Origin of the sequence: Paenibacillus sp. cl123 (genome assembly GCF_900101595.1) — a bacterium.
Classification (GTDB): Bacteria; Bacillota; Bacilli; order Paenibacillales; family NBRC-103111; genus Paenibacillus_G.
Window position 1 is genome coordinate 146,146 of sequence record NZ_FMYY01000004.1, and the last position, 25,054, is coordinate 171,199.

At 55.3% G+C, this 25,054-nt stretch carries 22 protein-coding genes and 1 riboswitch; of the genes, 17 read left to right on the forward strand and 5 right to left on the reverse strand.

The features are described 5' to 3' along the window. The first annotated feature begins 8 nt into the window (after positions 1–8). The 7 genes from BLR08_RS09815 to BLR08_RS09845 all read left to right on the forward strand — a co-directional run bounded on the left by BLR08_RS09815 (position 9) and on the right by BLR08_RS09845 (position 7,412). Complete coding sequence (locus BLR08_RS09815) at positions 9–1,124, forward strand: cysteine synthase family protein (RefSeq protein WP_072329223.1); 1,116 nt, start codon at positions 9–11, stop codon at positions 1,122–1,124. A gap of 58 nt (positions 1,125–1,182) precedes the next feature. Further along, the gene (locus tag BLR08_RS09820; RefSeq protein ID WP_072329027.1) at positions 1,183–2,367 is read left to right on the forward strand and encodes a staphylopine family metallophore export MFS transporter CntE; all 1,185 of its coding nucleotides are present in this window, start codon (positions 1,183–1,185) and stop codon (positions 2,365–2,367) included. A 33-nt stretch (positions 2,368–2,400) separates the two neighbouring features. After that, positions 2,401–2,910 (forward strand): GNAT family N-acetyltransferase, encoded by a 510-nt coding sequence (locus BLR08_RS09825; protein ID WP_072329028.1) that lies wholly within the window; start codon positions 2,401–2,403, stop codon positions 2,908–2,910. Between the two features lie 152 nt (positions 2,911–3,062). After that, on the forward strand, positions 3,063–3,719 hold the full coding sequence (locus BLR08_RS09830) for a deoxynucleoside kinase (protein WP_256257479.1): 657 nt from the start codon (positions 3,063–3,065) through the stop codon (positions 3,717–3,719). A 42-nt stretch (positions 3,720–3,761) separates the two neighbouring features. Further along, positions 3,762–5,210 (forward strand): phosphodiester glycosidase family protein, encoded by a 1,449-nt coding sequence (locus BLR08_RS09835; protein ID WP_072329030.1) that lies wholly within the window; start codon positions 3,762–3,764, stop codon positions 5,208–5,210. An 84-nt stretch (positions 5,211–5,294) separates the two neighbouring features. Next, on the forward strand, positions 5,295–6,089 hold the full coding sequence (locus BLR08_RS09840) for a lipid II flippase Amj family protein (RefSeq protein WP_072329031.1): 795 nt from the start codon (positions 5,295–5,297) through the stop codon (positions 6,087–6,089). A gap of 153 nt (positions 6,090–6,242) precedes the next feature. Continuing rightward, positions 6,243–7,412 (forward strand): hypothetical protein, encoded by a 1,170-nt coding sequence (locus tag BLR08_RS09845; protein WP_072329032.1) that lies wholly within the window; start codon positions 6,243–6,245, stop codon positions 7,410–7,412. Between the two features lie 151 nt (positions 7,413–7,563). Here the strand turns inward: BLR08_RS09845 and BLR08_RS09850 are convergent, their stop codons facing one another. Further along, positions 7,564–7,971, reverse strand: a complete 408-nt coding sequence (locus BLR08_RS09850) for a hypothetical protein (protein ID WP_143151535.1) — start codon at positions 7,969–7,971, stop codon at positions 7,564–7,566. A 246-nt stretch (positions 7,972–8,217) separates the two neighbouring features. Further along, positions 8,218–8,296, forward strand: a riboswitch (ZMP/ZTP riboswitch). A 55-nt stretch (positions 8,297–8,351) separates the two neighbouring features. Here BLR08_RS09850 and BLR08_RS09855 point away from each other — a divergent pair. Further along, on the forward strand, positions 8,352–9,227 hold the full coding sequence (locus BLR08_RS09855; protein ID WP_072329034.1) for a bifunctional 5,10-methylenetetrahydrofolate dehydrogenase/5,10-methenyltetrahydrofolate cyclohydrolase: 876 nt from the start codon (positions 8,352–8,354) through the stop codon (positions 9,225–9,227). Positions 9,228–9,299: 72 nt separating this feature from the next. Here the strand turns inward: BLR08_RS09855 and BLR08_RS09860 are convergent, their stop codons facing one another. Further along, positions 9,300–9,527: a helix-turn-helix domain-containing protein gene (locus BLR08_RS09860; RefSeq protein WP_072329035.1), complete on the reverse strand. Its 228-nt coding sequence runs from the start codon at positions 9,525–9,527 to the stop codon at positions 9,300–9,302. Positions 9,528–9,537: 10 nt separating this feature from the next. Beyond that, positions 9,538–10,020 carry a DUF2975 domain-containing protein gene (locus tag BLR08_RS09865; RefSeq protein WP_072329036.1) on the reverse strand — a complete coding sequence of 161 codons (483 nt, stop codon included), beginning with the start codon at positions 10,018–10,020 and terminating at the stop codon, positions 9,538–9,540. 211 nt (positions 10,021–10,231) lie between these two features. Between BLR08_RS09865 and BLR08_RS09870 the strand changes: the two genes are divergently transcribed. The 8 genes from BLR08_RS09870 (at position 10,232) to BLR08_RS09905 (ending at position 16,983) form a co-directional block, all read left to right on the forward strand. Beyond that, the gene (locus tag BLR08_RS09870) at positions 10,232–10,981 is read left to right on the forward strand and encodes an MBL fold metallo-hydrolase (RefSeq protein WP_072329037.1); all 750 of its coding nucleotides are present in this window, start codon (positions 10,232–10,234) and stop codon (positions 10,979–10,981) included. Further along, on the forward strand, positions 10,959–11,555 hold the full coding sequence (locus tag BLR08_RS09875; protein WP_072329038.1) for a TetR/AcrR family transcriptional regulator: 597 nt from the start codon (positions 10,959–10,961) through the stop codon (positions 11,553–11,555). The genes BLR08_RS09870 and BLR08_RS09875 overlap by 23 nt, the downstream gene beginning before the upstream one ends. Before the next feature lie 132 nt (positions 11,556–11,687). Further along, positions 11,688–12,116, forward strand: coding sequence for a GNAT family N-acetyltransferase (locus BLR08_RS09880; protein WP_072329039.1), 429 nt, complete (start codon positions 11,688–11,690; stop codon positions 12,114–12,116). A 92-nt stretch (positions 12,117–12,208) separates the two neighbouring features. Further along, a complete protein-coding gene (locus BLR08_RS09885; protein WP_072329040.1) occupies positions 12,209–12,826 on the forward strand; it encodes a TraX family protein in 618 nt (205 codons plus the stop codon). Positions 12,827–12,997: 171 nt separating this feature from the next. Then, positions 12,998–13,999: an iron-hydroxamate ABC transporter substrate-binding protein gene (locus BLR08_RS09890; protein WP_072329041.1), complete on the forward strand. Its 1,002-nt coding sequence runs from the start codon at positions 12,998–13,000 to the stop codon at positions 13,997–13,999. Between the two features lie 29 nt (positions 14,000–14,028). Continuing rightward, positions 14,029–15,036, forward strand: coding sequence for a FecCD family ABC transporter permease (locus BLR08_RS09895; protein WP_072329042.1), 1,008 nt, complete (start codon positions 14,029–14,031; stop codon positions 15,034–15,036). Then, positions 15,029–16,051, forward strand: coding sequence for a FecCD family ABC transporter permease (locus BLR08_RS09900; protein ID WP_072329043.1), 1,023 nt, complete (start codon positions 15,029–15,031; stop codon positions 16,049–16,051). The genes BLR08_RS09895 and BLR08_RS09900 overlap by 8 nt, the downstream gene beginning before the upstream one ends. A gap of 35 nt (positions 16,052–16,086) precedes the next feature. Beyond that, on the forward strand, positions 16,087–16,983 hold the full coding sequence (locus BLR08_RS09905) for an alpha/beta hydrolase (protein ID WP_083536810.1): 897 nt from the start codon (positions 16,087–16,089) through the stop codon (positions 16,981–16,983). Between the two features lie 183 nt (positions 16,984–17,166). On the opposite strand, the gene BLR08_RS09910 is transcribed toward BLR08_RS09905, so the two are convergent. Further along, the gene (locus BLR08_RS09910; RefSeq protein WP_072329044.1) at positions 17,167–18,027 is read right to left on the reverse strand and encodes an alpha/beta fold hydrolase; all 861 of its coding nucleotides are present in this window, start codon (positions 18,025–18,027) and stop codon (positions 17,167–17,169) included. 17 nt (positions 18,028–18,044) lie between these two features. Then, on the reverse strand, positions 18,045–18,962 hold the full coding sequence (locus BLR08_RS09915; protein ID WP_072329045.1) for a PadR family transcriptional regulator: 918 nt from the start codon (positions 18,960–18,962) through the stop codon (positions 18,045–18,047). A gap of 295 nt (positions 18,963–19,257) precedes the next feature. Between BLR08_RS09915 and BLR08_RS09920 the strand changes: the two genes are divergently transcribed. Continuing rightward, the gene (locus BLR08_RS09920; RefSeq protein ID WP_143014351.1) at positions 19,258–24,951 is read left to right on the forward strand and encodes a golvesin C-terminal-like domain-containing protein; all 5,694 of its coding nucleotides are present in this window, start codon (positions 19,258–19,260) and stop codon (positions 24,949–24,951) included. Positions 24,952–25,054 lie beyond the last annotated feature (103 nt).

Genomic DNA, 25,054 nt, shown 5'->3' on the forward strand with positions numbered 1-25,054 from the left:
GAAGCGATATGATCCAAAGTATTTTGGAAACGATCGGCAACACGCCGCTCATCACGATTCCCAATACGAATAAGGCGAATGAAGGCCAAGTATTGCTCAAATACGAACGATTCAACCCGGGAGGCAGCATCAAGGACCGACCGGCCATCTATATCATTCAGGAAGCCGAACGAAGAGGATGGCTGAAGCCCGGGGGGACGATTATTGAGTCGTCCAGCGGAAACTTCGGCATCTCGCTTGCTATGATTGGCGCGGCCAAAGGTTATCGGGTCATTATTTTGGCGGACCCCAAAACAACGAGCGCCAACTTGGCGCTGTTAAAAGGTTTCGGAGCGGAAGTGATCGTTGTAACCGAACAAGACGATTCCGGGAGCTATCATAAAACAAGAATTGCGCTCGCGAACAAGCTGGCCAAGGAAATCGAATATGCATACCGTCCTGATCAGTGCTTTAATATGTTGAACAGCGAAGCGCATTTCAAAAGCACGGCCCGCGAAATCCTGGATGCCTGCTCCGGCAATATTGCGGCTTTCATCACGGCGGTCAGCACGGGCGGCCAATTGGGCGGGATCTCAAGCTATATGAAAACCTATGCGCCGGACGTGCGGATTATCGGCGTGGATGCGGCTGGCTCTACCATTTTTGGCGGTCAAGCCAAGCCCTATCGTATTCCGGGCATCGGTCTGAGCTGGACGCCGGTCAACCTGCATTTATCGGATATCGACAGCGCCTATCAAATAACGGATCAGCAGGCTTTCCTCGCCGCTCGTGCGTTTGCCCGGCATGAAGGCATTCTGATGGGGCCGTCGAGCGGAGCTTGCGCTTTGGTCGCTCTCAAAATCGCCCAGGAGCTGGCGCCGGGAGAACGGGTCGTCTGCATGGTTTCCGACGGAGGGGAGCGTTATATCCAAACGTTGTTTAATGAGGAATGGATGACGGAGCAGGAGTTTGCGACCGTCTCCGATACGGAAGAGATTCGCGCTATGGCCCGGCAATTGCAGCCCTGGAGCTTGTGTCCGACCGATGAGGCCAACTACCGGCCGGATTTGATTCAAAGCTTGGATGTGCCGGAAACTACGCTGAGTATAAATGCGGAGATGAGTAACAGGGCCGTGCACAGGTAATGTGCAACCAAACATCGGATTGAGCCTTGTATAAGAGACGAGGCCGGAGGTTGTCGGCATGAAGGGAAATCAAGCTCTTACAGCACCGTTTTTGCGCTTATACGCGCTTGCTTTGCTGTTTTTTAGCGCCAATGCCATTTTGAATGTCATTGTGCCTTTGCAAAGTGAATCGCTCGGGGCAAGCAATAGCCAGGTCGGCTTTATTATGGGCGCTTATATGTTCACCTGCATGTTTTTTCGGCCATGGGCCGGCCATTTGATTCATAAGCATGGACCTGTCCCCGTGCTTCGCATCCTGTTGATCGTGAACGGCCTGGCTCTTGTCCTATATCCGTTTTCGGGATTGGGAGGCTACATGGCCGCTCGGATCATGCAGGGCGTATGCACAGCCTTTTTTTCTATGGCGCTTCAGATGGGAATCATCGATGCCTTGCCGGAGGAGCAGCGCTCCCAGGGCGTGTCGCTCTATTCCTTGTTTACGTATATGCCGACCGTTATCGGTCCGCTCCTTGCGATCGGGCTATGGGAATGGGGGGGCATGAACGCTTTCACCATTGCCATGATCGGCCTTGCGCTGGTGACAGGCTTGTTTGGCTACAACGTGCCCATGCACCAGGTCCGGCCGTCAGAAGACGCGACTGCGGAGCAGAAGGGAGCGCTGCGTCAGCTCTCCGCTCAGCGTCCGCTGCTTGTGTGCAGCGTGCTGATGTTGACCGCTTCTGTTGTATTCGGGGCGGTCAGCACGTTTATTCCTTTGTACGCCAAGCAGGTTGCCTACGGACAGGCGGGCGTGTATTTGATGATACAGGCGTCCGTTATCGTGGTCAGCCGGTTTGCTTACAGCAAACGGATTCCTTCCGACGGCAACTGGCATGCCCGGTTTATTGGCGCGGTCTGCCTGTTTGCGGCGCTCGGGACATGGCTGTTGTCGCTGTCGCAAGCATGGGGGCCAGTCGTTTTCTATGGGGCGGCGGTGCTGATCGGTATGGCGCAAGCGCTTCTGTACCCGACGCTGGTGTCGTACTTGACCTTTATTTTGCCGAGTTCGTCCCGCAATGTAGGGATCGGATGGTTTATTGCCATGGCCGATCTTGGCGTGTCGATGGGAGGAATGGCGATGGGGCCGTTGGCGGACCGCTTTTCCTACAGCTTCATGTATGCGGTCAGCGCCGGGTTGGCCGTTATTGCGACTTGTATGGTCATGCTGAACCGCGAAGCAAAAAAACGGACAAGCGGAGCTTAGTCCGATAATGAAAATGATGGAGGAGTAGGCCGGATGGAGCAAGAAAAGGAAGTTTGCATCTTGTCGGCGGCTGCAAACAAGCGGGAAGAGATCGCATATTTTGTATTGTCCATGATGAGCGGTTTGTATCCGAAAGGCTCTTATGATGAGCAGCCGGATGATTTGGCTTTTTTCGAAGACGTTTATGTCCGGCCCGAAAATGCGTGCTTTTTCATAGCTGAAAGCAGGAGCGGCGGATTGATTGGCACCGCAGCGGTCAAACCGTACGATAGACGCTTTCCCGAGGTGGAATCCGTGATTGGGGCTGGGCTGGTCTGTGAAGCGGCCAGGTTCTATATTCATCCGGATTATCGGCGAAAGGGAGTCGGGAGACAGCTTTTTCAGAAGGTGGAGCAATTTGCGAGGCGCGCCGGGTATGGAGAAAGCTATTTGCATACATCCACCTATTTGCCGGGCGGTTATCCGTTCTGGTTGTCCTGCGGTTATGTTGAGCGCTACTGGGAGTCGGATCAGATTGTTCATATGAGCAAAAGATGGCCATAGGTCCGCAATCCGACCGCGCTTTCCGTCTGTCGTCGTCCCCGGTGCTCCAATCCGTAGCTCCCCCTCCACGAAATTCCCTGCTATAATAGGAGGGCTTCATTTAATCCGGATGAACGGGATTGCTTGGCGGAGGAAGAAAGGGGACAGCGGTTGTGATTGTAGTTGGCGGAATGATCGGGCTTGGTAAAACCTCGGTAGCGACATTGCTTGGTGAGGCGCTGAAGTCGGAAGTGTTTCTTGAAAGCGTGGATGATAATCCGATTTTGCCCTTATTTTATACGGCGTCGCCGGAGGAAATTGTCAGGAAGAGGTATCCTTACTTGCTGCAGCTGCATTTTTTGAACAGCCGCTTCGAGGCTATCAAGAAGGCGCTGGCGCATGAGCATAACGTACTGGACCGGAGCATGCATGAGGATTGGTACTTTACGAAGGTGAATGCTGAACTCGGAAGAATTAGCGGGGAGGAGTTCGCCGCCTACGAATCGAAGGCTGCCGGCATGATGGAAGAGCTGGCGGCCATTCCACAGAAAGGCCCCGATCTGATGGTGTATCTGAAAGGCTCGTTCGAAACCGTCATGGGACGAATCGGGCAGCGCGGCCGGAGCTTCGAGCAGGACCGGTCGCTGGTCGACTATTACCGGGTGCTGTGGGCCGGTTATGATGAATGGGTGATGAAGCATTACAACCCCGCCGAGATGCTGGTTGTCGATATGGACAGCGTCGATGTCGTGCATCGTCCGGGAGACGGGGAGAGGCTGATTGGGCAGATCCGGGACAAGCTGGCGGGGATGCGGCAGCTGCTCGTATAAGTGATATAGGCAGCCGATTCCGGCTCCAAAGGAGGGATAAGCATGCTGCTTCACAAACGACGCGGAAGAGCCGCCACCGCTATAGCTATAGCTATACTCGTCTCTGGGCTCGTGCCAAACGCTGCGCCGGCTGCCGAGCCGGTATCCGCTGCGTCTGCCAAGCTCAGCGTGAACGGCAAGTCGTTCACTGTCCATACGGTGAAGGTGGATGTCAAGGACCCATCGCTTGAAGTGGTGCCCGTAGTGGCGGCAGGGGGAATCGGCCATGATGAGGCTTTCGCCTCGATCATCGGGCGAGAGCAGGCTGTTGCTGCCGTCAACGGCACTTTCTTTAACGCTTATGAGAAAAACAGCGCCATCCGCTATCCGAACGGGGCGCTGTTGGCTGAGGGAGAGCTGCTGCATTCCGGCGAGAATCAGACGTTCGTGATCGGGCCTGACAAGACGCCCGCGATTCGCTGGGCTAGTTTGGGCGCAGCCGTACAGGTCGGCCAAGGGGAGGCCGCGTACACCGTTCGGCCGTGGGGGGTCAACAAATATTACGGAGCAGACAACGTGGATCAGACTGTCTTGTTTACGGATGAGTTCGGCGGCTGGATCGGGTTCTCGGGCGGGATGAAAATTGTGATCGAAGAAGGCAAGATCACGCGCATCACCGAGGATGCCGTAGCCGTACCGGCGGGCGGCAGCGTGCTGTTCCTGGGCCTGAGCGCCAATAACAGGACTCATGTGCTGCCTCATTTGCATGTGGGAGATCCGGTGGTTGTCCAGCCGTTCGCGACGGGCGAAGCCGGTGCTGATCAGCCCGCAGCGTGGCTGGCTGCCCTTGGCGCCGGGCCCAAGCTGGTGACGGCGGGCGAGCCGGATATCGACTTTGCCCGCGACGGCTTTACGGACCCCGGCATCACGCAGCGGGCGGCCGCGCGGAGCTTCGCCGGCGTGGATCAGGATGGACAGCTCGTGCTTGGCGCTGTCTCTTCGGCTACGATCGCCGAGCTTGCCCAGATCGCCGTCCGTCTTGGTCTGCGCGAGGCGATGAATCTGGACGGCGGAGCGAGCTCCGGCCTGTACGCGAATGGCGCGATGCTGCAGGCACCCGGCCGCAGCCTCAGCAATGCGCTCGTCGTGCGGCGGACCGCCGCTCCGAAAGTTCAGATCGAGCTGAACGGCCAGCTTTTGACCGATTTTAAAGGTCGTCTGGCGGGCGTGACGACGATGGTGCCGATCCGTCCGTTCATTACGGCGCTGCAGGCTGAATTTCAATGGGATGCAGAAGCGAGGGAGGCGACCATCTCGTATGACGGGGCTACGCTCAAGCTGAGGGACGGACAAAGCGAAGCTGTCGTGAACGGAAAACGGGTCGGCTTGACCATGCCGCTCACGATTCTCGAGGACAGCCGCATGTACGTGCCGCTGCGGTTCGTCTCCGAATCGCTGAACGGCCGGGTAGAGTGGGACGCCTCGCTGTACCGGGCAATTATCGATTTGTGAATACCGAGAGTCTCGTAGAAATATATATGATCTATCGGTCGTATACAGCGACTATTTTCTGAACGACGCTCGGAGGGAAAACCATTGATTGATACGCTGCTGATGGTATGTCTGTTGACCTTGGCGATCCATACGGCCGAGACGCTGTCCTACGCCATCCGTCTGGCTGGCGTCCGGGCCGGCAAGCTGGCGGTGGCTTTGTCGCTCACCGGTATTGTCGTGCTCGTCTCGCGAACGGCCAATATGATCCAGGCGCCGCTGACGGCCAACCTGATCGATCAGGCGAAGCAAGACGCGGCTTTCCCGCTGGAGACGTACTTCCGTTACATCCTGGGCGCTTCTTCCATCGGAACGATGGCGGCGATTATCCTGTTTCCGACAGGCGTCTTCCTGTTCGCGCGGGTCATCGTCCATCTGGAGCTGGAAGGCTCGATCCCCCGGCTCATAACGAGCGTCACGGTGGACAAGCTGCGGCATGCCGCTTACCATGTGCGCAAGCCGCGATGGGCGATGCTGCAAAGCTTGCGTTATTACGGCATTCCGAAAAGACTGCTGCTGCTCAATGCGCTCGTCACGGCTGTCTACACGGTCGGCGTGCTGGCTGCGCTTTATGCGGCCTACCTGGTGCCGGAAGTTTCTCTGACCGCTTCCCAGTCGTCAGGCTTGATCAACGGCGTGGCGACGATTCTGCTGACGATCTTTGTCGATCCCCGGCTTGCCTTGATTACGGACAAGGCGATTGCCCGGCCTGAGGAACGGGGCAGGCTGGGGCGCATCTTCGGCATGCTGATGATCTCGAGATTCGCGGGAACGCTGCTGGCGCAGGCGTTTTTTCTCCCGGCCGCTTACTGGGTGAGCGTAGTGGCGAAGTGGCTGTAGCGCCGCCGGATCCGCCGGGTTGACCTTGTTTTTGCGCTGCGGCGGCGGGGGACGGGAAAACTATATTTTTCAAGTGGGATGGAATAAGGTATACTGGGGCTATGTCTACTGTAGTACTCATCTATCTTGTCCACCTTGGGGGTTGAACCGTTCATGAATCAAACAGCAGATTACGGCGCGATGGGGCGTCATTATTTGCAAGCGGAATCATATGGGGTCGCGGCTTTTTGCCTGTACCGGGCGATTCTGGAGAACAAGCTTAATTCCAATGCCTGGAACGGATTGCTCCTGGCGTTGACTTTCATGCGTAAGGAATATGACGTGCAGACTGTGCTTGCCCGCTTCGCGCTGCAGCCCGACCTGCCTTATGATTCGGATATGATTACGTTTGCGATGATGATGTGGCAGCATAATCCCCGGGCTCTGAGCGAATGGGTACAGGCCGTATCCCAGAAGGAAAACCTCGGCAATCATCAAGAAATGCTGGTCGAGCTGCATGCCGATCTGAGCAAAGGCTATGAGGCGCTTGTGGCGGAGCATGGGGAAGAGTCGCTGGCCGAGAAGGGCATGGCTTCGCTGCAGGAGTATGCGGTCCGGCGCATAGAGCTGGACTGGATGCATGAGGAAGGCGCTGTCGATACGATCTACCAGAACGCCCAGGAATGGATCACAGACCCTGAGCATGCGCTGTCTTGCGTCCGTCTGCTTTGCATGCTCCCGGATCTGCGCAGCGAGAAGCTGCTGCGCCGCGTATGCCGCAACGAAGAGCTGGACAGCAAGGTGCGTACGCATGCGCTGCTCGCGCTGCGCTGGCTGGGGGTGCGGGGCAACGCCAAATTTAACAATTTCGGCGAGTCGTTTGTCATTGATTTGGACAACCCGCAGCCGGAGCTGACGGTATCCGTCCCGGCCGTCTTCAAGCCCGCGTTAAGCCGGATGCTGCTGTGGGTAGCGAAGGAGCAGGGCCATGTGACGGCTGAGGAGTACGAAGCCTGGGCGTCGAACGACGAGCCGGAGTTCCCGGAGGATATCGCCGAGAAGGTCAAGCAGGCCGAGCTCCCGTCGCAGCTGCAGGAAGTGGTGCATACGCTGATCCGCGCCGCCTACGACAAATATTACCCGTTGGTGCCTACGGTCAAAGGAACGAGAGAATGGGCGGCGGGTTTCCTGATGCTGATCAAGGATTATGCGCTTGGATTAGGCATGGGCTGGCCGCTCGGCGAGCCGGAGCAGCACGAACAAGCGGTGCTTCACCGCAACTGGCTGCTCAGCGGTTCGCCTGATTTCTACGAAGTGGTGCAATCGGCCAAGCAGCAGGCTTGAAGCCTGACTGTGCTGTGCTGGCCATGTGGTATGCCGGCCGCCCCTTGCGGCGGCAGCCGTACCGCATGGCCGGCGGATTGCGCGCCAACAACCGTCCGGGAATTCTCCCGACGGTTTTTTTCAATTGCAGAGATGAAGATACTGCCAGCGGCTACTCGTCCCCTTGATGGCTGCATACTACGTCAGTGTATGCGTTCAGGGGATAGATCGTCGGAACATTGGAGCCCGGTATCTGGATAAATTCCACATAATCCAGCCCGGCGGCAATCAGCTTGCCTGCGAGACATCCGAGATTTTTGCCCCGGGCAACAACCTCGTAAGGCATCCGGTATTGGGCCACGATCGGGACGACGATGTAGAAGGGGGCTTCCCATAGCACCTGCAGGGCGGCGACTGTAAAGCCGTCGTCGTCGACGGCATGAAGCCGGCCGCGGGTGCGTGAGGGTTTCGCCGATCCGGGTGTGTAGACGCTCATGCTGCTTCCGATAAGCGGCGTCAATCGCTGACGCAATGTTTTGCCAAGCGGATTCGGGCAGCCTTGAGCTTGCGTGGAGCTCACTTCCATACCTCCTTCCTCCAGGGTTGTCTTGCTCTATAGCATATGCCGGAAGCTGCGAGCCTGATAGAGACAGAAGGGAGGGCAGGCGGCAAGATGGGAGAAGGGCGCATAGCGGGAGGCCCGCAGGCCGGCAGGTTTGCCGCAGCAGGGCTGACATGAAGCGGGCGTTCAGGAACGCTCAAACCGGTCAACATGCAGCTTGCTGTTGAAAAATGGAAAGGTTCGGCTTATAATGAACTTCAAATAAAAAGTATGTGTAACTGGCGTAGACGTGGAGTACCACGAGGGAGCACATATGGTTCAGCCGTACGCCTGGGCAGAGGTAAGGGGAATTTTCCCCTTGCCTCTTCGCGTTTCCAAACCGAGTGGAGGGCTGTAGAATGAATCGACAGAATGAAACAGTTATATTGGACGGCGACCGGGTGGCGGAAGCGATGAAGGAGCAACTGAAGGCCCGGATCGGCCGGCTGCTGGCGCTCGGCGTCACACCGACGCTGGCGACGGTTTTGGTCGGGGACGATCCTTCATCGGCGACTTACGTGCGGATGAAAGGAAACATGTGCAAGCGGCTTGGCATGAACTCGGTGCGGGTAGACCTTCCTGCGCATACGACGACGGAGGAGCTGATCGCTGTCATCGGACGGTTGAATGAAGATTCGGGCATTCACGGCATCCTGCTCCAGCATCCGGTTCCGGCCCAGATCGACGAGAGAGCTGCTTTCGAGGCCATTCGCATCGAGAAGGATGTCGATGGCGTAACAGCGCTGGGCTTTGCCCAAAACGCGTTCGGCTTCGCCGATTATCCCTCGTGTACGCCGGCGGCGATCATCGAGGTCTTGAACCATTACGGCATTCCTGTAGAAGGCAAACATGCCGTGGTCATCGGCAGAAGTCCGATTCTCGGCAAACCCGTCTCGGCGATGCTGCTGAACCTTCATGCTACGGTTACGACATGCCACTCCAAGACGAAGCAGCTCGCCGATATCGTGCGGCTCGGAGATATTGTGGTGGCCGCGGTAGGACGTCCCGCATTCGTGCAGGGCGACTGGATCAAGCCGGGAGCTGTCGTCCTAGATGCCGGTTATAACGAGGGCAACATCGGAGATGTCGATTATGCGGCATGCTTGCCCCGGGCATCCGCGATCACCCCTGTGCCGGGCGGGATCGGACCGGTTACGATAGCCACTTTGCTGAAGCATACGGTCGATGCTGCGGAGAAATACGCCGGCGCCGAAGTCCGGCAGAATCAAGCCTGAACACATTTTTAATAAGGCTGTTAAAAAAAACACCCCCCTCCGAACGCTCGAAGGGGGGTGATCCGGTTAGCATTAGCCGCTGCTGTCGGCGTCCTCTTCATCTTTATACTCCAACAGATCGCCAGGCTGACAATCGAGAGCCTTGCAGATGGCCTCCAAGGTGGAGAGCCGAATCGCTTTCGCTTTGCCGTTCTTCAAGATGGAAAGGTTCGCCATCGTAATTCCCACCTTCTCCGACAGTTCGGTTACGCTCATTTTTCTTTTAGCCAGCATCACATCAATATTGATTATAATCGACATTATAGTCACCTCAGACCGTCAGATCATTTTCGGATTTTATATCAATGGCTTCTTGAAGAAGCTTCTGGAGAACAGCGGCAAAGACGGCAATGACCAGCGAGGCGAATATCAAGACCATTCCGATCAGTATGATGCCCGGCGCATCGTCCTTCTCCGCCATGAGATAGAAGAGAGGCAGGCCTGCCACATACAAGCAGCCGATTGCGACTGCACAGTTTTTAATATTTTTTAATGCCCGCACAGACAATTCCGAGAAAGCTTTATTCTTGTCAACATAGCTCAGCAGCTTAAAGGCCTGATACAACGCCAAGTAAAAAGGTATTGCCGTCGCGTACAAATCAAGCCAAACCAGATATTTGATAGACGTAAAGTCCGGATACAGCTCTGCCGCAAAATTTCCTATCCCGGGCACAACGAATATGCACAAGGCAAGTACCGGGATTCCCATAAGAATAACAGCAATTTTTAAAAAAAGCGTCGTTCCTCGTTTCATAAAAGCCCCTCGCTTCTCATTAATTTTGATTTGAATTTATCACACCATTTATCGTTTTGCAATAAATAAATAATGAAATTTGATGTTTTATTATTGTTAGTACATTGTTTATGCTTTGGCGACGGAAGGGTGACAAATAAACGGCTTGCTAAAACTAATGACATTAGTTATATTATTACTAATGATATTAGTTTAAGGAGTGTGCTTCCACATGCGAATCGTGCGCGAAACCCATTTGACTCAGCTGACGGTGTTTCCCGGGTGGTTTCCGGTTAATGTTTATTTGGTGGAGGAGGAGCAGGAGCTGACTCTGATCGATGCCGGCATTCCGGTGATGGCCAAGGCTATTCTGCAAGCCGCTCAATCGATCGGCAAGCCTATTACGCGCATCCTGCTGACGCATGCCCATGACGATCATGTGGGCGCGCTGGATAAGTTAAAGGCGGAGCTGCCGGACGTCCGGGTATATATATCCCGGCGCGACAGCCGGCTGCTCGCGGGCGACAGGACGCTGGAGCCGGGTGAGCCGGATACACCGGTTCGCGGAGGCGTGCCGAAGAAGGTGAGGACCCGGCCGGATGTGCTGCTGAATGACGGGGATAACGTCGGTTCTCTGCTTGCTGTCTCGGCGCCGGGACATACGCCTGGCTCGATGGCTTTTTTCGATCGCCGGCATCATTACCTGATTGCCGGAGACGCGCTGCAAACTCGCGGAGGCGTTGCCGTCAGCGGTCAGTGGGTGCCCTGGTTTCCATTTCCGGCGATGGCCACCTGGGATAAACGCACGGCGCTGGAGAGTGCGCGAAAACTTGAAGCGCTGAATCCTTCGCTGCTGGCTGTCGGTCACGGGAACATCGTCAAGCAGCCCGAGGAGGTCATGAACCGGGCGATCCGCGAAGCGGAAATTCGGCTCGGCGGGAAGGGGGGACCAAGCGAACATGTCACCCCGAATCGGTCTTGATCGAGCAGCTATTTTGCAGGCAGCGACAGAAATCGCCGACCGTCACGGGTTTCGGGAGGTCAGCATGGCTACGCTCGCCCAGAAGCTGGAGGTCCGTTCTCCCTCGCTTTACAATCATGTGAACGGCTTGACAGGGCTGCGCAGGGCGCTGTCGCTGCATGGTCTCGGACTGCTGACGGCCGATCTGACCCAAGCCGCCGTAGGTCGCTCTGGAGAAGACGCCATCCGGGCGATGAGCTTGGCCTATGTCGGCTTCGCCCGGCGCCACCCGGGGTTGTACGAGGCGACGCTGCAGGCGCCGGCTGAAGAGGATAACGAGCACCGCCAAGCGGGCGAGCTTATCGTAGGGCTGCTGCTGCGCGTGCTGGAAACCTACCGGCTGCGCGATGAAATGGCGCTCCATGCGATCCGCTGCTTCCGCAGTCTGCTGCATGGATTTGCTTCGCTCGAGCAGCAGGGCGGCTTTGGCCTCCCTCTGGACATGGATGTGACGCTGCAGCTGCTGGTCGATACCTTCCTGGCGGGCATCGAACGGCTGCAAGCGGCGCACAATCAAGCTTCTGCCGACCAGTAGCGCAAGTTTGCCCGGGTATATGGTCCAGCGTTCCGGATGAGGCCGTTTGTTTGCCTGCTGCGGGCATATTGGAATGAGCGGTCCTATCCTATATAATGGAGGGATACGATAAGAAAGAGCGGAGGAAGCAGCATGCTGGTGCCTATCAAGGAACGTGTGAGAGAAGAAGCTGTCCAAGAATTGCTGAGCTACTGTGTATTTCCCGATCCGGAACGTCTGCAGGCGGTGACGGACGATTATGAGACAATCGGGGAATTTGAGCTGTATGCCTATGAAGAGGAAGGAGAAATCCTTGGGATTGTAGGCTTCACGGTATCGTCTGAGCGGCTTCTTACTATTCGCCATATAGCAGTCCAGCCGGATATGCGCGGACAAGGTTATGGACGAGGGCAAATTCTTGAGCTGATCGAGCTGAAGAAGCCGGTCCGGATTGTTGCCGAGACGGATGAGGATGCGGTCGATTTCTACCGGAATATCGGCTTTACGGTCATCAGCTTGGGCGAGCTTTACCCCGGCGTGGAGCGGTTTCGCTGCGGGTATGAGGTTGAGGAGGAAGAGTAGGCCAAGCAAGGATGAGGCTCGAGGTTTCAGTTTGGCGGCCAAAGCGGCAGAACTTCAGTCGCCATGCAGGCTGATGGAAGGGAGGAGTGCGGATGTGGCAATGGCTGGCCATGATCACGATGACGATCGATCACATCGGCTATGTGTTCTTTCCGGATGAACAGCTTTGGCGGATCATAGGCCGCGTGGCCTTCCCGGTGTACGCTTATTTATTGGTGGAAGGGTACAAGCATACGAGAAACGTACGAAGGTATATGCTGAGACTGCTTCTGCTGTTTGCCGTCTCGCAAGTTCCGTATATGGCTTTGTTCCAGACCAAGGAGTTGAACGTCATCGGGACGCTGCTTCTGTCCGTCGTCGTCCTCTGGGCGGCCGACCAGTCCAAGCTGTGGTTGAAAGCTTTGCTCATACCTGCGTGCTCAGCCGCCCTGCTCCTGCTGGACATCGATTACGGGCTGTACGGCTTGCTGCTTGTCCTTATTTACCGTTATGTGCGCTCTTATTGGGGAGCTGTACTGCATGCGGCAGCTACATTCGTTTTTTTTCATCAAGTCCCCGTGCAGTATTACAGCGTGCCGGTCTCGCTTCTGCTGCTGTCGGAAGCGGCTCCCAAGGCCAGGCGGGCGCCGGCTTGGCTATGGCGCAGCTTTTATCCGCTGCATCTGGTCATGCTTTGGCTCATTCGTCAAATTTGGCTGCATCAGGTCTGAAGACTGCCTACAGCGAAACAACCGCCGTTCCGATACGGCGGTTGTTTTTTTCAGAAAATAAAGGTTGTCAAAAGCCGGATCAGGCTCTATAATGATAATCGTTATCAATGATAACCGTTATCAATACGGGGTGTCATTAGCCGTTCTAGAAATGAGAGGAGCTTTTACACAATGACAAGAAACAAATGGGTCGGAGTTCTTATGGCTGCTTCACTGGCCGTATCGCTGAGCGCTTGCGGTACTGCCGCACCTGAAGCGAAGCCCGCATCGGGAGGAGCGGCGGCAGAGACGAAGGCCGCCGAGCCGGCTAAGACGGCTGCGCCGGAGAAGACGACCAAGACAATTAAATATTTGGGCAAAGAGTACACGGTGCCTGCCAAAACGGACCGGATCGTCATCACCGGAGCATTGGAAGCGATGGAAGACGCGATGGTGCTCGGTGTCAAGCCAGTCGGCGGTATCACGATCGGGGGGAAATTCCCGCCTATGTTCGATAGTATTTCCCAGGGCGTGGAGTCTATCGGAGAGAAAACCCAGCCTAATGTGGAGACGATTCTCAAGCTGAAGCCGGACGTTATTCTTGGCACGACCAAATTCCCGGCTGATGTGGCGGAGAAGCTCGGCAAGGTCGGACCGCTGATTCAGATATCGCATATCTCGACGGATTGGGAAGCGAATCTTAGACTGCTGGGTGAACTGTCCGGCAAGCAGGCGGAAGCCGAGAAGGCGCTGGCCAAGTACAAAGAAGACGCCAAGGCTGCCAAAGAAAAGCTGAGCGGATCTCTGAAGGATAAAAAAGTGGTGATCGTCCGCGTTCGTCAGGGCAGCATCAACGTTTATCCGGAAACGGTTTTCTTGAATCCGTCCCTGTACACGGATCTCGGCCTTACCGTGCCGGAAGAGATCAAGCAAGCCAAGGCTCAACAGGTTATCTCGCTGGAGAAGTTCTCCGAGATCAATCCCGACTATCTGTTCGTCCAATTCTCCGAAGACGAGAACAAGGATAACCCGAAGGCGATGGAAGATCTGCAGAAGAACCCGATCTGGCAAAACATCAAGGCTGTCAAAGACGGCAAGGTATTCGTCAACGTGATCGACCCGCTCGCCCAAGGCGGAACTGCCTGGAGCAAAATGAAATTCCTGGAAGCCGCTCTGCCTAAGCTGAGCAATTAATCGCTTGCCTGCGGAAGGTGGACAGCAACATGCGACTGCGTATTTCACCGTCCGCGCTCATGATTTGGACCTCGCCCCTCTGGATTGCTTTAACTATTTTGCTTTCCATTTTGTACGGGGCCAAAGATATTGACGCGGATACGATCTGGGCGGCGCTGTTCCAATTCGATCCGGGGGACGTGAACCATCAAATCGTTCGCGTGTCCCGGCTTCCCCGTGTCATCGGCGCACTGCTTATCGGTGCGTTTTTGGCTATTTCGGGGGCTTTGATGCAAGGGATGACCCGCAATTATCTGGCATCCCCTTCCATCATGGGCGTATCGGACGGCGCTGCTTTCGCCATCACGCTTTGCCTGGTGTTTCTGCCCGGCTCGACAACGATGGAAAAAATCGCTTTCTCGCTCATCGGCTCCGCTGTCGGAGTCGCTCTCGTCTTCGGGATGGCCTCCTTGATGCCGCGCGGCATGACGCCGGTGCGGATGGCGATTATCGGCACCATCATCGGCACGTTCCTTAACAGCGCTTCGGCGGCTCTTGCCGGCTATTTTCAAGTCTCTCAAAGCTTCAGCTTCTGGTTTAACGCCAGACTTCATCAGATGGACCCGGAGCTTATCCGGTTTTCCATTCCTTTCGCCATCGTCGGCATCCTTATCGCCTTGTGGATCTCGAATTCCATCACGGTGCTGTCGCTTGGCGATGACGTGGCGAAGGGGCTCGGTCAGCGGACCGTGCTCGTCAAAGCCGCAGCCATGGGCGCCGTCGTCATTTTGACCGGCATTGCCGTGGCGATCGCCGGCAAAATCGCTTTTGTCGGCTTGATCATCCCGCATATTACGCGATTTCTGGTCGGGCTGGAATACAAGCGCATCATCCCCTGCGCAGCGATTCTCGGGGGCGTGTTTCTCGCGCTGTCCGATGTGCTGAGCCGGTTTCTCAACTATCCGTTCGAAACGCCGATCGGCGTCGTCACCGCCGTATTCGGCGTGCCCTTCTTCCTGTATCTGATCCACAAAAAGGGGGGAGGCAGACATGCCTAAGGATACGAATCTGCGGTTTTGGACCGTCCTCGGCGCCGGCTTCGCTCTGCTGCTGGCTGCGGTGTATGTGAGCTTGACGAACGGCTCGTTCGATCTCACGATAACAGACGTCGTGCGCACGCTGCTGCGGATTGACCCTGTTCCGGAGCATGATCTGGTTGTGTTCGATTTCCGGCTCCCTCGCATCGTGATCGCCGGGCTGGTCGGCCTCGGCCTGGCCATCGCCGGCGCGGTGCTGCAAGGCGTTACGGGAAATGGCCTGGCCGACTCCCGTATTCTCGGGATTAACGCAGGCGCCGGGGCGGCTATCGTTATCTTTATGTTTTTCTTCCAGGGGCAGATGAAGGGCGCCGGCTTGCTGGCTACGTTCACTATGCCGCTGTTCGGTTTATTCGGCGGGCTGTTGACGGCGCTGCTGCTGTATCTATTCTCATGGAAAAACGGCAAGCTGGACCCGCAGCGCCTGATTCTTGTCGGAATCGCGCTTGACAGCGGGCTGGGAGCCATTACGCTGTACCTGTCTCTTAAAATGAAGGCTTCCGACTTCGAGATGGCAACCGTCTGGATCACCGGCAGCATCTGGAACGCAAATTGGCCGTTTATCGTCGCTATGCTGCCGTGGCTGCTGGTGCTTATCCCCGTGATCTACAGCAAGTCGCGCAAGCTGGATCTGTTCCAGCTGGATGACGGCAGCGCCAAAAGTCTGGGGGTAGCTACGGAGAAGGAGCGTTCGATCCTGCTGCTCGCCAGCATCGGTCTAGTCAGCGCTTGTGTGGCCGTATCGGGCGGCATCGGTTTTATCGGCCTGATGGCTCCTCATATTGCGAGAAGACTCGTCGGCCTGAACCACAGACGGCTGCTCCCCGCATGCGGCCTGATCGGTATGGTGATGGTCATCGTATCGGATTTGATCGCGAAGACAGTCTTCGCACCGGCCGAGCTGCCGGTCGGGATCGTCATCTCACTGGTGGGCGTGCCTTACTTTGTTTATTTGCTCTTCAAGGCCCGGGGGTAAACGGGGCCTGCCTGAAGGAAGGAGGGGAGTTTCGTATGAATAAAGGAAATGTGAACTTGCAGCCGGAAAGTCTCCTGGACGAGGAACAAGCCGCTGCCCGGACCGCAGACGCACGGAGCGGCTGTGCGGCGACGCAGCGCGTGCCCGCCCGTCTGCCGGGGCTGGAGCAGCATACGCTGACATCATCCAAGGGCAGAACATACCGGATCTACACCTTCATCCCGGCCGAACCGCCACCCGATAAGGGGTACCCGATCCTGTATCTGCTGGATGCCAATTCGGTTATCGGCACGGCAGTTGAGGCGGTCAGAATGCAATCCCGCAAGCCTCACGGCTTCGGACCGGTCGCCGTCGTGGGCATCGGATACGAGACGGATTCCCCTATGGACCCGGCTCGCTTCTATGATTTCACCCGTCCCGCCGATCCGAGCAAGCTGCCTGCCCGGCCGGACGGCAGTGATTGGCCTCCGAACGGAGGCGCGGAAGCGTTTATCCAATTTATCGAAGCCGAGCTGAAGCCTCATATCGAGCGCGAGCTGCCCGTGGATCGCGGCCGCCAGACGTTGTTCGGGCATTCGCTGGGAGGCTTGTTCGTAGTGGATACGCTGTTTACCCGCACGGCTGCGTTTCAAACGTACATAGCCGGCAGCCCGTCCATCTGGTGGAACGAGCATGAGCTTGTGCAGCATGTGGAAGACTGGGAGCGTGGATTCCAAGGCGAACGCCCGCAGCTTGACGCCTCTCTGCTGCTGGCGGTCGGAGGGGCTGAGAAGCCGCATATGATTGTCGATGCACGCATGTTGGCCGAGAGGCTGTACAGGCTCAAGCCGAAAGGCATGCGCTTCCGGTTCGACTACTTGGAGGAGGAAGCCCACGTCTCGATTCTACCCGGCTTGATCAGCCGCGGTCTGAACTTTAGCTTGCGTGTATAAGAAGCGGGTGCCGGCCGCTTGCCGCCTTTGTGAGACACACTTGGCCGAGCCGGCAGCCGCTTAGATTCGTTATAACGCATGCTGGCTTTATGTGGATTTCATCGATACCGAGCCAGTTGTCTTGCTATGCATGACTGTTTCTAGTAAGTAATAGGTAGATAGATTATGTTTTGCAGTAACCTATCAACTGCCCTGAGGGTTTAAGAATTTTAGTATTCTAACTGCCTGGTTGACAATAAGGTGGCCCGTATCCGGAAGCAACTCGATCTTAGCATGTTGTGCAAATTGTTGAAGTCGATTGATACTCTTGCTAGCAGGTATTAATTGATCAGAGTCGCCAAAAAGCATTAATATCGGCATCGTTAATTGATTAAGTGACTGATTATCAAATAGTGGCATTTTTGCAGTACGTGGTTTGAAATATTTGAAAGTAAGTGATGGGAATGCAAGATCTTCTTGAAATCCGGACGATGATGAAGAAAGATTCCCAGCACCCACTAATTTAAGAATTTGTGGCCGACCCCATTTTCCAAGAAGAGAGAAGAAGATTGCTTTCCATAGGAAACTGGCTTTTTCGTGCGCAAGCCCTCCAGGACAAAGCAAAACCAAGTTCTCAACCTTATCGGGATAAGTGGTTGCGAAACTCAACGCCATCCAGCCGCCTAATGACATAGCTACAATTGAACAGGAGCTTAATCTAAGCGCGTTTATTGTTTCGTTCAACCATAGAGCATATGCACCACTTTCGTAGCCTGGACGGCTTGCCGCTGATAATCCTGCTTCTCCAATAATGTCGATTGCATAAACATTGTGAGTTTTAGAAAGAGAAGCTACATCGCCATACCAAGTGTAAGAATTCGATACGCTTCCATGCAAGAGGATCAGCGGGGGATTGTCCTTTAATCCTGACTCAATGACAAAAGTCGGTCCGAAACTTGTCTCAACTTCATATTGGCGGTTTTCCACCGGCCAGCTGGCAAGTATTTTTCGGTACTGTCCTAAAACTTCTCGTTTACCTGCTTCTGACTTATATAGATTTTCCATCAGTTCTCGCCTTCTCTCTATTTCAGAATCCATTCTTCAGCTTCTTTTTTACTTTCATACATTCTAAAATGATGGCCTTTGTTCATTTCCATGGCCATTTCTTTAAATCTGCCCTTTTGAATGGTCTCCTGAGGAATAATAGCAGCAGCCTTTATACCATAATTTATAAATTTTTGAATAATATCACCAGCAACTTTGGTTTTAAGTTTGAAGAAGACTTCTGATAAGGCTGCATAGTGTATCATAATTGCATTTGACTCATGCTCCCAACACAAAGCTATGAGATCAAGTGCATCATCCTCTGTGCTTAAAGGTTCAGTAGTAGAGATCAGTTCAATATATTTTTTACTTTCTATTTCTCTAATTTGATAGTTCATTTTCTCCTCTTCTTCCACAGCTTCATTTTCAAACAATTTATGACGGGTTTCACGGACCCAATTTAGTTCATTATTATAGGTTGAGATAATGTTTTCTGAAATCATTTCCCATATTAAGCTTTCCCTAGTGGCTCTATTAGGTGAATGAAGAGCACGTCTGTTTTTCTCATTCTGCATAATCAATTGCAGTTTGATAGCATTTTCATATTCTGAGAGTATATTACTTAATTCTTGATTACTTAACATATTTGACCATGCAAACTGCACCAAAAAAGTTTTTTTTATCTCGGGGGCTTCTGGTGATGACACAAGCCATTTTTTTAATTCTTTTAGTCCTTCTTCTGTTATGGCATATATTTTTTTTGAAGGAGAGTTATCCTGATGGACCACTTCACTGGTAACAAAATCGTCATTTTCCATCTTCATTAACGCCTTGTAAATTTGATTATTATTACCGGACCAATACATGAAGGAGGAATCCTCAAAAATCTTTTTTAGTTCATATCCTGTTGAGGACTTCCAACTCAGAATGCCTAATATGGCTAATTGGATTGACATAATTACACCTCGTTATAGATAACATAGGTTAATAGTAACATATGTCGTTGTAGTTGTAAATCCAATTATCTTTAATTGTCCTAAGACGAAGGTATTCAATGAGGACCTTTTAGTACGATTTCATCAGCTCTCACAAAGGTGTGGGCTTTTTTGCATTCCGTACATTCGTGGAATACTGAACAATTTCCTCAGATCGTGTAATGTTTTCCTCCCAATTCCTCCCTGATAATAGAAACAAGAAAGAAGGAGGTGATATTGAATCATTCCGTTTGAAAGGTTGTTGAAGCAAACTGAAATGAGGAAAGGATGGGTTGTGATGTGCAGCTTGATGGTTCGAATACGAAGACAAACGGCGTTATGGCTGACGATGCTGCTGGTCGCCGGCATGCTCCCGCTGCAAGGGTTGTGGCTTCCTGAAGCTATGATCCATGCGGCGGAGGCAGAGGAAACGATCATCCTCGACAACGGGGATGCGGGCTACTCGGAGACTCCCTCTTGGAGTGCAAGCAGTGTCAAAGGCTACAACGGCACGGCCACCCGAGTGACCGGGGGCACCGGGCATACGGCGTCCTGGAATCCGCCGCTGCAGAAGGGGACTTACCGCGTTTCCTTCTACAAGGTCGTGCGTCCTATAGCCAGCACCGGGGATCCTCAGATGAAGGTGGAGGTAGTGCACGGCAGTGCGGTGCACACCGCTTCGATCAATGCAACAGAGGGCACATCCGGCTGGGTCGAGCTCGGGACATTCGCTTTCGAAGGCAGCGGGAATGAGCTGGTAAGGCTGACCCGCATCACCACGCTAAGCGGAACGTTTACGCATGCGGATGCGGTCCGATTCGAGCGGGTTCAGGATGCTCCGGCGGCCGCTTTGTCAGGGTTAACGGTACAGGAAGCCTCACTCAGCCCGGCCTTTGATCCGGCGGTATTCCAGTATGAAGCGCAAGTATCCGCTTCTGTGGAAGCGGTAACAGTAACAGCTGCGGCGTCGGAGCCGTCGGCGGCCATTCAAGTGAACGGGCAGACGGCAGAGAGCGGCGTTCCCTTCGGTCCCGTGCCGCTTACCGGAGCGGAAACGAACGTCATGATTGCCGTAACCGGCAGTACCGGCATTTCGCAAACCTATGTCGTCAAAGTGCTTCGCCAGGCGACGACGGCCTTTGTTATTGATTTTGGCGACTATGGCTACACAGAGAGCGGCAGCTGGAACGGGTCGACGACGGTGAAGGGCTACAACCAGTCCTCCACCCGATATACGACGACACAGAACTCTTCCGTCCTGTATCGCCCGAATATTGAAGCGGGTACGGCGGCTATCTCCCTCTACAAGCCGGATTGGCCGGATAAGGCGGATCCGAATATCCGGGTGGATATCGTGCATAACGGCCGTACGGACACAGTTAATGTGGATTTCACCAAGCCGGGCGCCGGTTGGCTGGAGCTGGGCACGTATGAGTTTGCCGGAGATCCGATCCATGAATATGTTCAGGTGACGCGGACGGCCGCAAGCGGGTCAACCATTTATACCCGTGTGGATGCCGTCAAGTTCGAAGGCGATATCATTCGCAAGGACCCTCCGCCGGGCGCCTTGAGAACCCGCCAGCTCAGCAATCTGACTTACACGGAGAAGGCGGCCATCGAGAATGCCGATTACCGGGTCGTTTTCTATGAAGCGGCTTGGGACGGAGGGAAAACGATCGTAAAAGATCTGTTCCTGCGGAAAAACGGAGCATGGGTTCCGGTTCACGGGCAGGCGGAGCGTCTGGAGGAGCAGTGGGTCGTGCTGAGCGGAGCTTCGGGCAGCCGCTTGAACTACTACGAAACGATGAACACCGCGTGGGTGCTCCCCGGGCAAATCCGGCAGGTGGATGCCCAAACGGTGGAGCTGACCGATACGGAGCATGCGGATCAGTTTGACTTTAAAGTGAACTGGTCACTGGCGTCCCAAACGCCGCAAATCTCCCTGGAGTTCGTGCCGAAGACCACAGGCGATTATGTGGTAGGCTATCAATCGTTCACGGAGGAGAAGCTGGAGACGGTTACCGAGGTGCTGAGCGGGGGGCGCAACCGGGCCAAAATGGTAGGCACGGCCGAGTCGACCGGTCTCTGGGAGCTCACGGCTCCACTGGGCCTGGTGGAGAAGCCGGGCGCGGACGGGCCGCTTACGTACGGCGTGTACATTCCTGCCGCCGAGCTGCCGCTCCGCTTCGAGCCGGCCGGTACGGCGAGCAATCAGCCGGTAGGGATCAGCTTGGTGAACAACGAGAATGCGGTTCAGCCGATACTGTATGCCCCGCAGCTCGGGAATTACTCGAAGCTGACGGCCGGTCACCCTTACCGGTTCACGATCGGCCTTTATGCCGGCGAAGGCACGATCTATGAAGCCTATACCAGCCTTCTGCGGGAGGAATACGGCTACAGCGCCTACCGCCAGAACGTCAAAGGCCAATCCTTGACCGATGCGATGTTCAATATGATCGACCTGCTCAAGATTGATCCGGCAGGGGACGATACGGTCAATTATGTGCCTAGCGCCAGCGGCTGGTGGAGCCGGGCCAAGGGCTTTATCGACATCGAGAACGACCAGGCGATCCGTACGGAGGCCAGCAGCACGCTGATGGGCGCTTATTATGTGACGAACGATGGAGAGCTTTATGATAAAAGGGCGCTGCCGATGCTGGAGCACGGGGTCTCCCGCAATGAGCGCGGCTGGTCGCCCAAGCAGAAGCCGGTTTACGGAGATCCTTCGCTGTGGAAAATGACTTCCGTCGCCTTCGACGTGACGACATTGTCGACCTTTTATCAGATGACCAAAGGGTACAACGCCGGACTGTACCGGATGGGCCAGGACGATTTCAAGGTGCGCAATGAGGGGCAGTATGCCAGGGGACCGGTCATTCAGCCGCTTATGATGTACCGGATGACGAAAGACGCGTCTTACCTTGAGCAGGCTAAGGCGGCCGCGGATAAATATATCGCGGAGGAGATCGACACCCCGGCGACGAGAAACGGCGACCGGAACAGCTTTTTCTACCAGTACGGGAAGCTGTGGGTGGAGATTCTGGAGCTGTACGAGGAGACGAAAGATCCGAAATACCTGGCCGCCGCCCATAAGGAAGCGCAGAGATATGTCAGTATTTTTACCGTAAGGCCGGTTCCCGAAGGAACGGTCCCGATCCCCGATCCGTCTCCGTTCCGTTATTATTTGGCGAACAACTGGGAGGATGAAGGGAAGTATCACTATCTGAGGGCGAAGCTGCCGGAGGATGAGCCGGGGGCTGCGATGCAGGCGGAAGCCTGGATGGTATCGCCGAACGGGTTGACGTATGAGGCAGGCAACACGAATTCGGCTTACCGCATGAATGCGCAGGAAGCGCCGTTCCTGCTGAGGCTGGCGGAGTATACAGGCGATACGCTGATGGCCGATATTGCTCACAATGCCGTCGTCGGCCGTTATTCGAACTATCCCGGCTATTATTACCGAGGATTTATCACCAGCCAGCTTGAGCCGGATTTCCCGATCCTCGGTCCGACAGAAGGTACGTCGATCTACTACCATCACGCTCCGGCGCAGCTGGGGCAGACGATCGATTATCTCATCACGGAGCAGATGGCCCGCTCGAACGGGCAAATTTCGTTCCCGTCGGTTTTTGAAACGGACTTCCTATGGTTTAAGTACCATGTGTTCGGGGCGAAGCCGGGCACGTTCTACGGCCATCCGAATGCATGGCTCTGGATGCCGAAAGGCATTCTGAAGTCCAGCAATCCGCAAATCAACTGGATAACGGCGGAAAGCGGCGATAAGCTGTTCATCTCTTTGGCTAACGAAGCCAAGTCGGAGGAACAGGTCAACCTGAAGCTGAACGCGGCGTTGATCGGATTTGATCCGGCGCTGTCGTATCCGGTCACGATCATTCGGGACGGCGGAGCACCGGAGACGACAACGCTTACCGGCGGGGAGCTGAACGTTACCGTATCGGCGAGAGGTCTTACGGCCGTCATCGTCGGCGGCATGAACATCCAGGTGCCTCTGCATCAGGCGGCGCCTGAGCAGGACACGTCGGACGCGAGCTACTTCTTCGATACGCATAGCCCGATTGACGCCGTGAAGGGAATGCTGCTCGTGAAGCCGGACAAATCTTCTTACCAGGCTTATGTTCAAGCCAAGACGACGGACCCGGCGACGCTGCATTATTCGCTGGACGGCGGACAAACGTATCAATCCAGTCCGGATACCGTGTATCCGATGGAATGGTCTATTCGTGTAGATGAGCTGAACACGACATTTACGTATTATGTGGAATCGAATGGCAAGAGTACGCGAGCACGTACGCTGTATTTGCCTTATGCGGTTTCGAGTGTGCCGGAGCAGCCTGCGTATGAGGAACAGCCGGGCGTAGTGCGTGTAGATAATGCCGAGGCCGAGCTCAGCGGCACATGGATGCGGAATACGGCCGCAAACGGCTATTATTATGATAATTATTTGGTGGCCAACACCGTTCCGGGAGCGCCTGCCGCCAAGGTGACGTGGGTACCGGAGCTGCAGCTGGCAGGAACGTACCGCGTGTATGTTAATGTACCTGTCGGACGGACGGAGTGGTCTCCTGACGCCAAGTATACGGTGTACGACGCGGCCGGGACCAAGACGTATACGGTGGATCAATCCGCCTCCACAGGCCGGTGGCAGCTGCTTGGGACGCACGAGTTCACAGCAGGCACGAGCGGACGCGTGGAGCTGACCAATACCGGCAGCAAGCCTCAAGTGGCTGCCGATGCGATCATGCTGATTCACGATTCGGTAGCCGATGAGTGGAGCAGCATCACGATCGAAGCCGATAAGCAAGTGTTAGGCAGGTTTGAGTCGACCCAGTTGAAGGTGCGGGGCACCTTGACAACAGGAGTGGACGGCGATCTGTCGCAGGCGACAGTGACGTACCATACGTATCACCCGGAGCTGGTTAGCATCGATGGAGCCGGAAGGCTGACGCTGGAGAGGTATAACCCGGAAGTTCCGGAGCTGGACGTATGGGCAGAGGTCGTTACGGCTGACGGGCAGAGGCATGTCACGGAGCCGGCCCGCCTGACGCTGAAAGAGCTGGAGATCATCGTGGATTCCTCGCAGACGGGTTACCGGGAGACCGGCAGGTGGTCCGCCAGCGGATTGACCGGCTACAACAAAGCCGTCAAAAGCCGCTATACCGAAGAACAGGGCGCTACAGCGACATGGACGCCGGTGCTGCATGCCGGAGACTATGAGGTCTCCTTCTACAAAATCGTCCATACCTCGGGGAACGATGCTTCCGTTCAGGTAGAGGTACGGTACGGGGATCGGACGGAAACCCGTACGATCAATGCCACCGAGGCTCCTTCGGGTTGGGTCAGTCTGGGGCGGTTCAAGTTCACCGGCAGCGGAACGGAATACGTGAAGCTGACACGCACGGCACCGACGCTGCCGCCGGAAGTGCTTGACCGCATCTATACGCGGGCGGATGCCGTGAAGTTTCGCTGGGTTCCGGCGGAGGCGGAGGATGGGGCTCCGCCAGTCATTACATTGACCGCACCGGAGCGAATTTCGCCGGCGCAAGCCTTTACCGCGAACATTAGGATAGCCGATACGGTTAGCGGTGTGGTATACAGCAGCGTGCAGCTGGATGGCAACCCGCTCCCTGCGCCTTATCGAGCGGAAGCTTATTCCCTTGCTTCCGGCAGCCACGAGCTGCTGGTTAGGGCGGTTGACGGGGCTGGTAATGAAGCTGTGCAGCGTCACGGGTTTGCGGTGCAGCTGCAGGCCCCGGACATCGGGGAAGCGCTGAACTACGCCTATGCCCAAGGCTGGATTGATGGCGAGGGCTTGCTGAGAAGCCTCATGGCGAAGCAGGACCGGGTACGACCGCTGATGAACGAGCTCCGCGCCCAGCGGGGCAAAGGAATCCAACCGGCGTTCGCTGACCGGATGCTGCTTGATTTGGGCTTGATAGGAGAAGCCGAATGATTGATTCGACAGCCTTCTACAGATAAACGAGTCCTTATGACGGGACGCCTCCAGGTGTTACATCTGGGGGCTTTTTTTCATCTGCATGTCCTGCCTCCCAGGC

Bases quoted from the DNA above. Each gene is read 5' to 3' on its own strand.
- BLR08_RS09815 (WP_072329223.1), top strand. From the start codon at position 9: ATGATCCAAAGTATTTTGGAAACGATCGGCAACACGCCGCTCATCACG.
- BLR08_RS09820 (WP_072329027.1), top strand. From the start codon at position 1,183: ATGAAGGGAAATCAAGCTCTTACAGCACCGTTTTTGCGCTTATACGCG.
- BLR08_RS09825 (WP_072329028.1), top strand. From the start codon at position 2,401: ATGGAGCAAGAAAAGGAAGTTTGCATCTTGTCGGCGGCTGCAAACAAG.
- BLR08_RS09835 (WP_072329030.1), top strand. From the start codon at position 3,762: ATGCTGCTTCACAAACGACGCGGAAGAGCCGCCACCGCTATAGCTATA.
- BLR08_RS09845 (WP_072329032.1), top strand. From the start codon at position 6,243: ATGAATCAAACAGCAGATTACGGCGCGATGGGGCGTCATTATTTGCAA.
- BLR08_RS09855 (WP_072329034.1), top strand. From the start codon at position 8,352: ATGAATCGACAGAATGAAACAGTTATATTGGACGGCGACCGGGTGGCG.
- BLR08_RS09860 (WP_072329035.1), bottom strand. From the start codon at position 9,527: ATGTCGATTATAATCAATATTGATGTGATGCTGGCTAAAAGAAAAATG.
- BLR08_RS09865 (WP_072329036.1), bottom strand. From the start codon at position 10,020: ATGAAACGAGGAACGACGCTTTTTTTAAAAATTGCTGTTATTCTTATG.
- BLR08_RS09870 (WP_072329037.1), top strand. From the start codon at position 10,232: ATGCGAATCGTGCGCGAAACCCATTTGACTCAGCTGACGGTGTTTCCC.
- BLR08_RS09875 (WP_072329038.1), top strand. From the start codon at position 10,959: ATGTCACCCCGAATCGGTCTTGATCGAGCAGCTATTTTGCAGGCAGCG.
- BLR08_RS09880 (WP_072329039.1), top strand. From the start codon at position 11,688: ATGCTGGTGCCTATCAAGGAACGTGTGAGAGAAGAAGCTGTCCAAGAA.
- BLR08_RS09885 (WP_072329040.1), top strand. From the start codon at position 12,209: ATGTGGCAATGGCTGGCCATGATCACGATGACGATCGATCACATCGGC.
- BLR08_RS09890 (WP_072329041.1), top strand. From the start codon at position 12,998: ATGACAAGAAACAAATGGGTCGGAGTTCTTATGGCTGCTTCACTGGCC.
- BLR08_RS09895 (WP_072329042.1), top strand. From the start codon at position 14,029: ATGCGACTGCGTATTTCACCGTCCGCGCTCATGATTTGGACCTCGCCC.
- BLR08_RS09900 (WP_072329043.1), top strand. From the start codon at position 15,029: ATGCCTAAGGATACGAATCTGCGGTTTTGGACCGTCCTCGGCGCCGGC.
- BLR08_RS09905 (WP_083536810.1), top strand. From the start codon at position 16,087: ATGAATAAAGGAAATGTGAACTTGCAGCCGGAAAGTCTCCTGGACGAG.
- BLR08_RS09910 (WP_072329044.1), bottom strand. From the start codon at position 18,027: ATGGAAAATCTATATAAGTCAGAAGCAGGTAAACGAGAAGTTTTAGGA.
- BLR08_RS09915 (WP_072329045.1), bottom strand. From the start codon at position 18,962: ATGTCAATCCAATTAGCCATATTAGGCATTCTGAGTTGGAAGTCCTCA.
- BLR08_RS09920 (WP_143014351.1), top strand. From the start codon at position 19,258: ATGAGGAAAGGATGGGTTGTGATGTGCAGCTTGATGGTTCGAATACGA.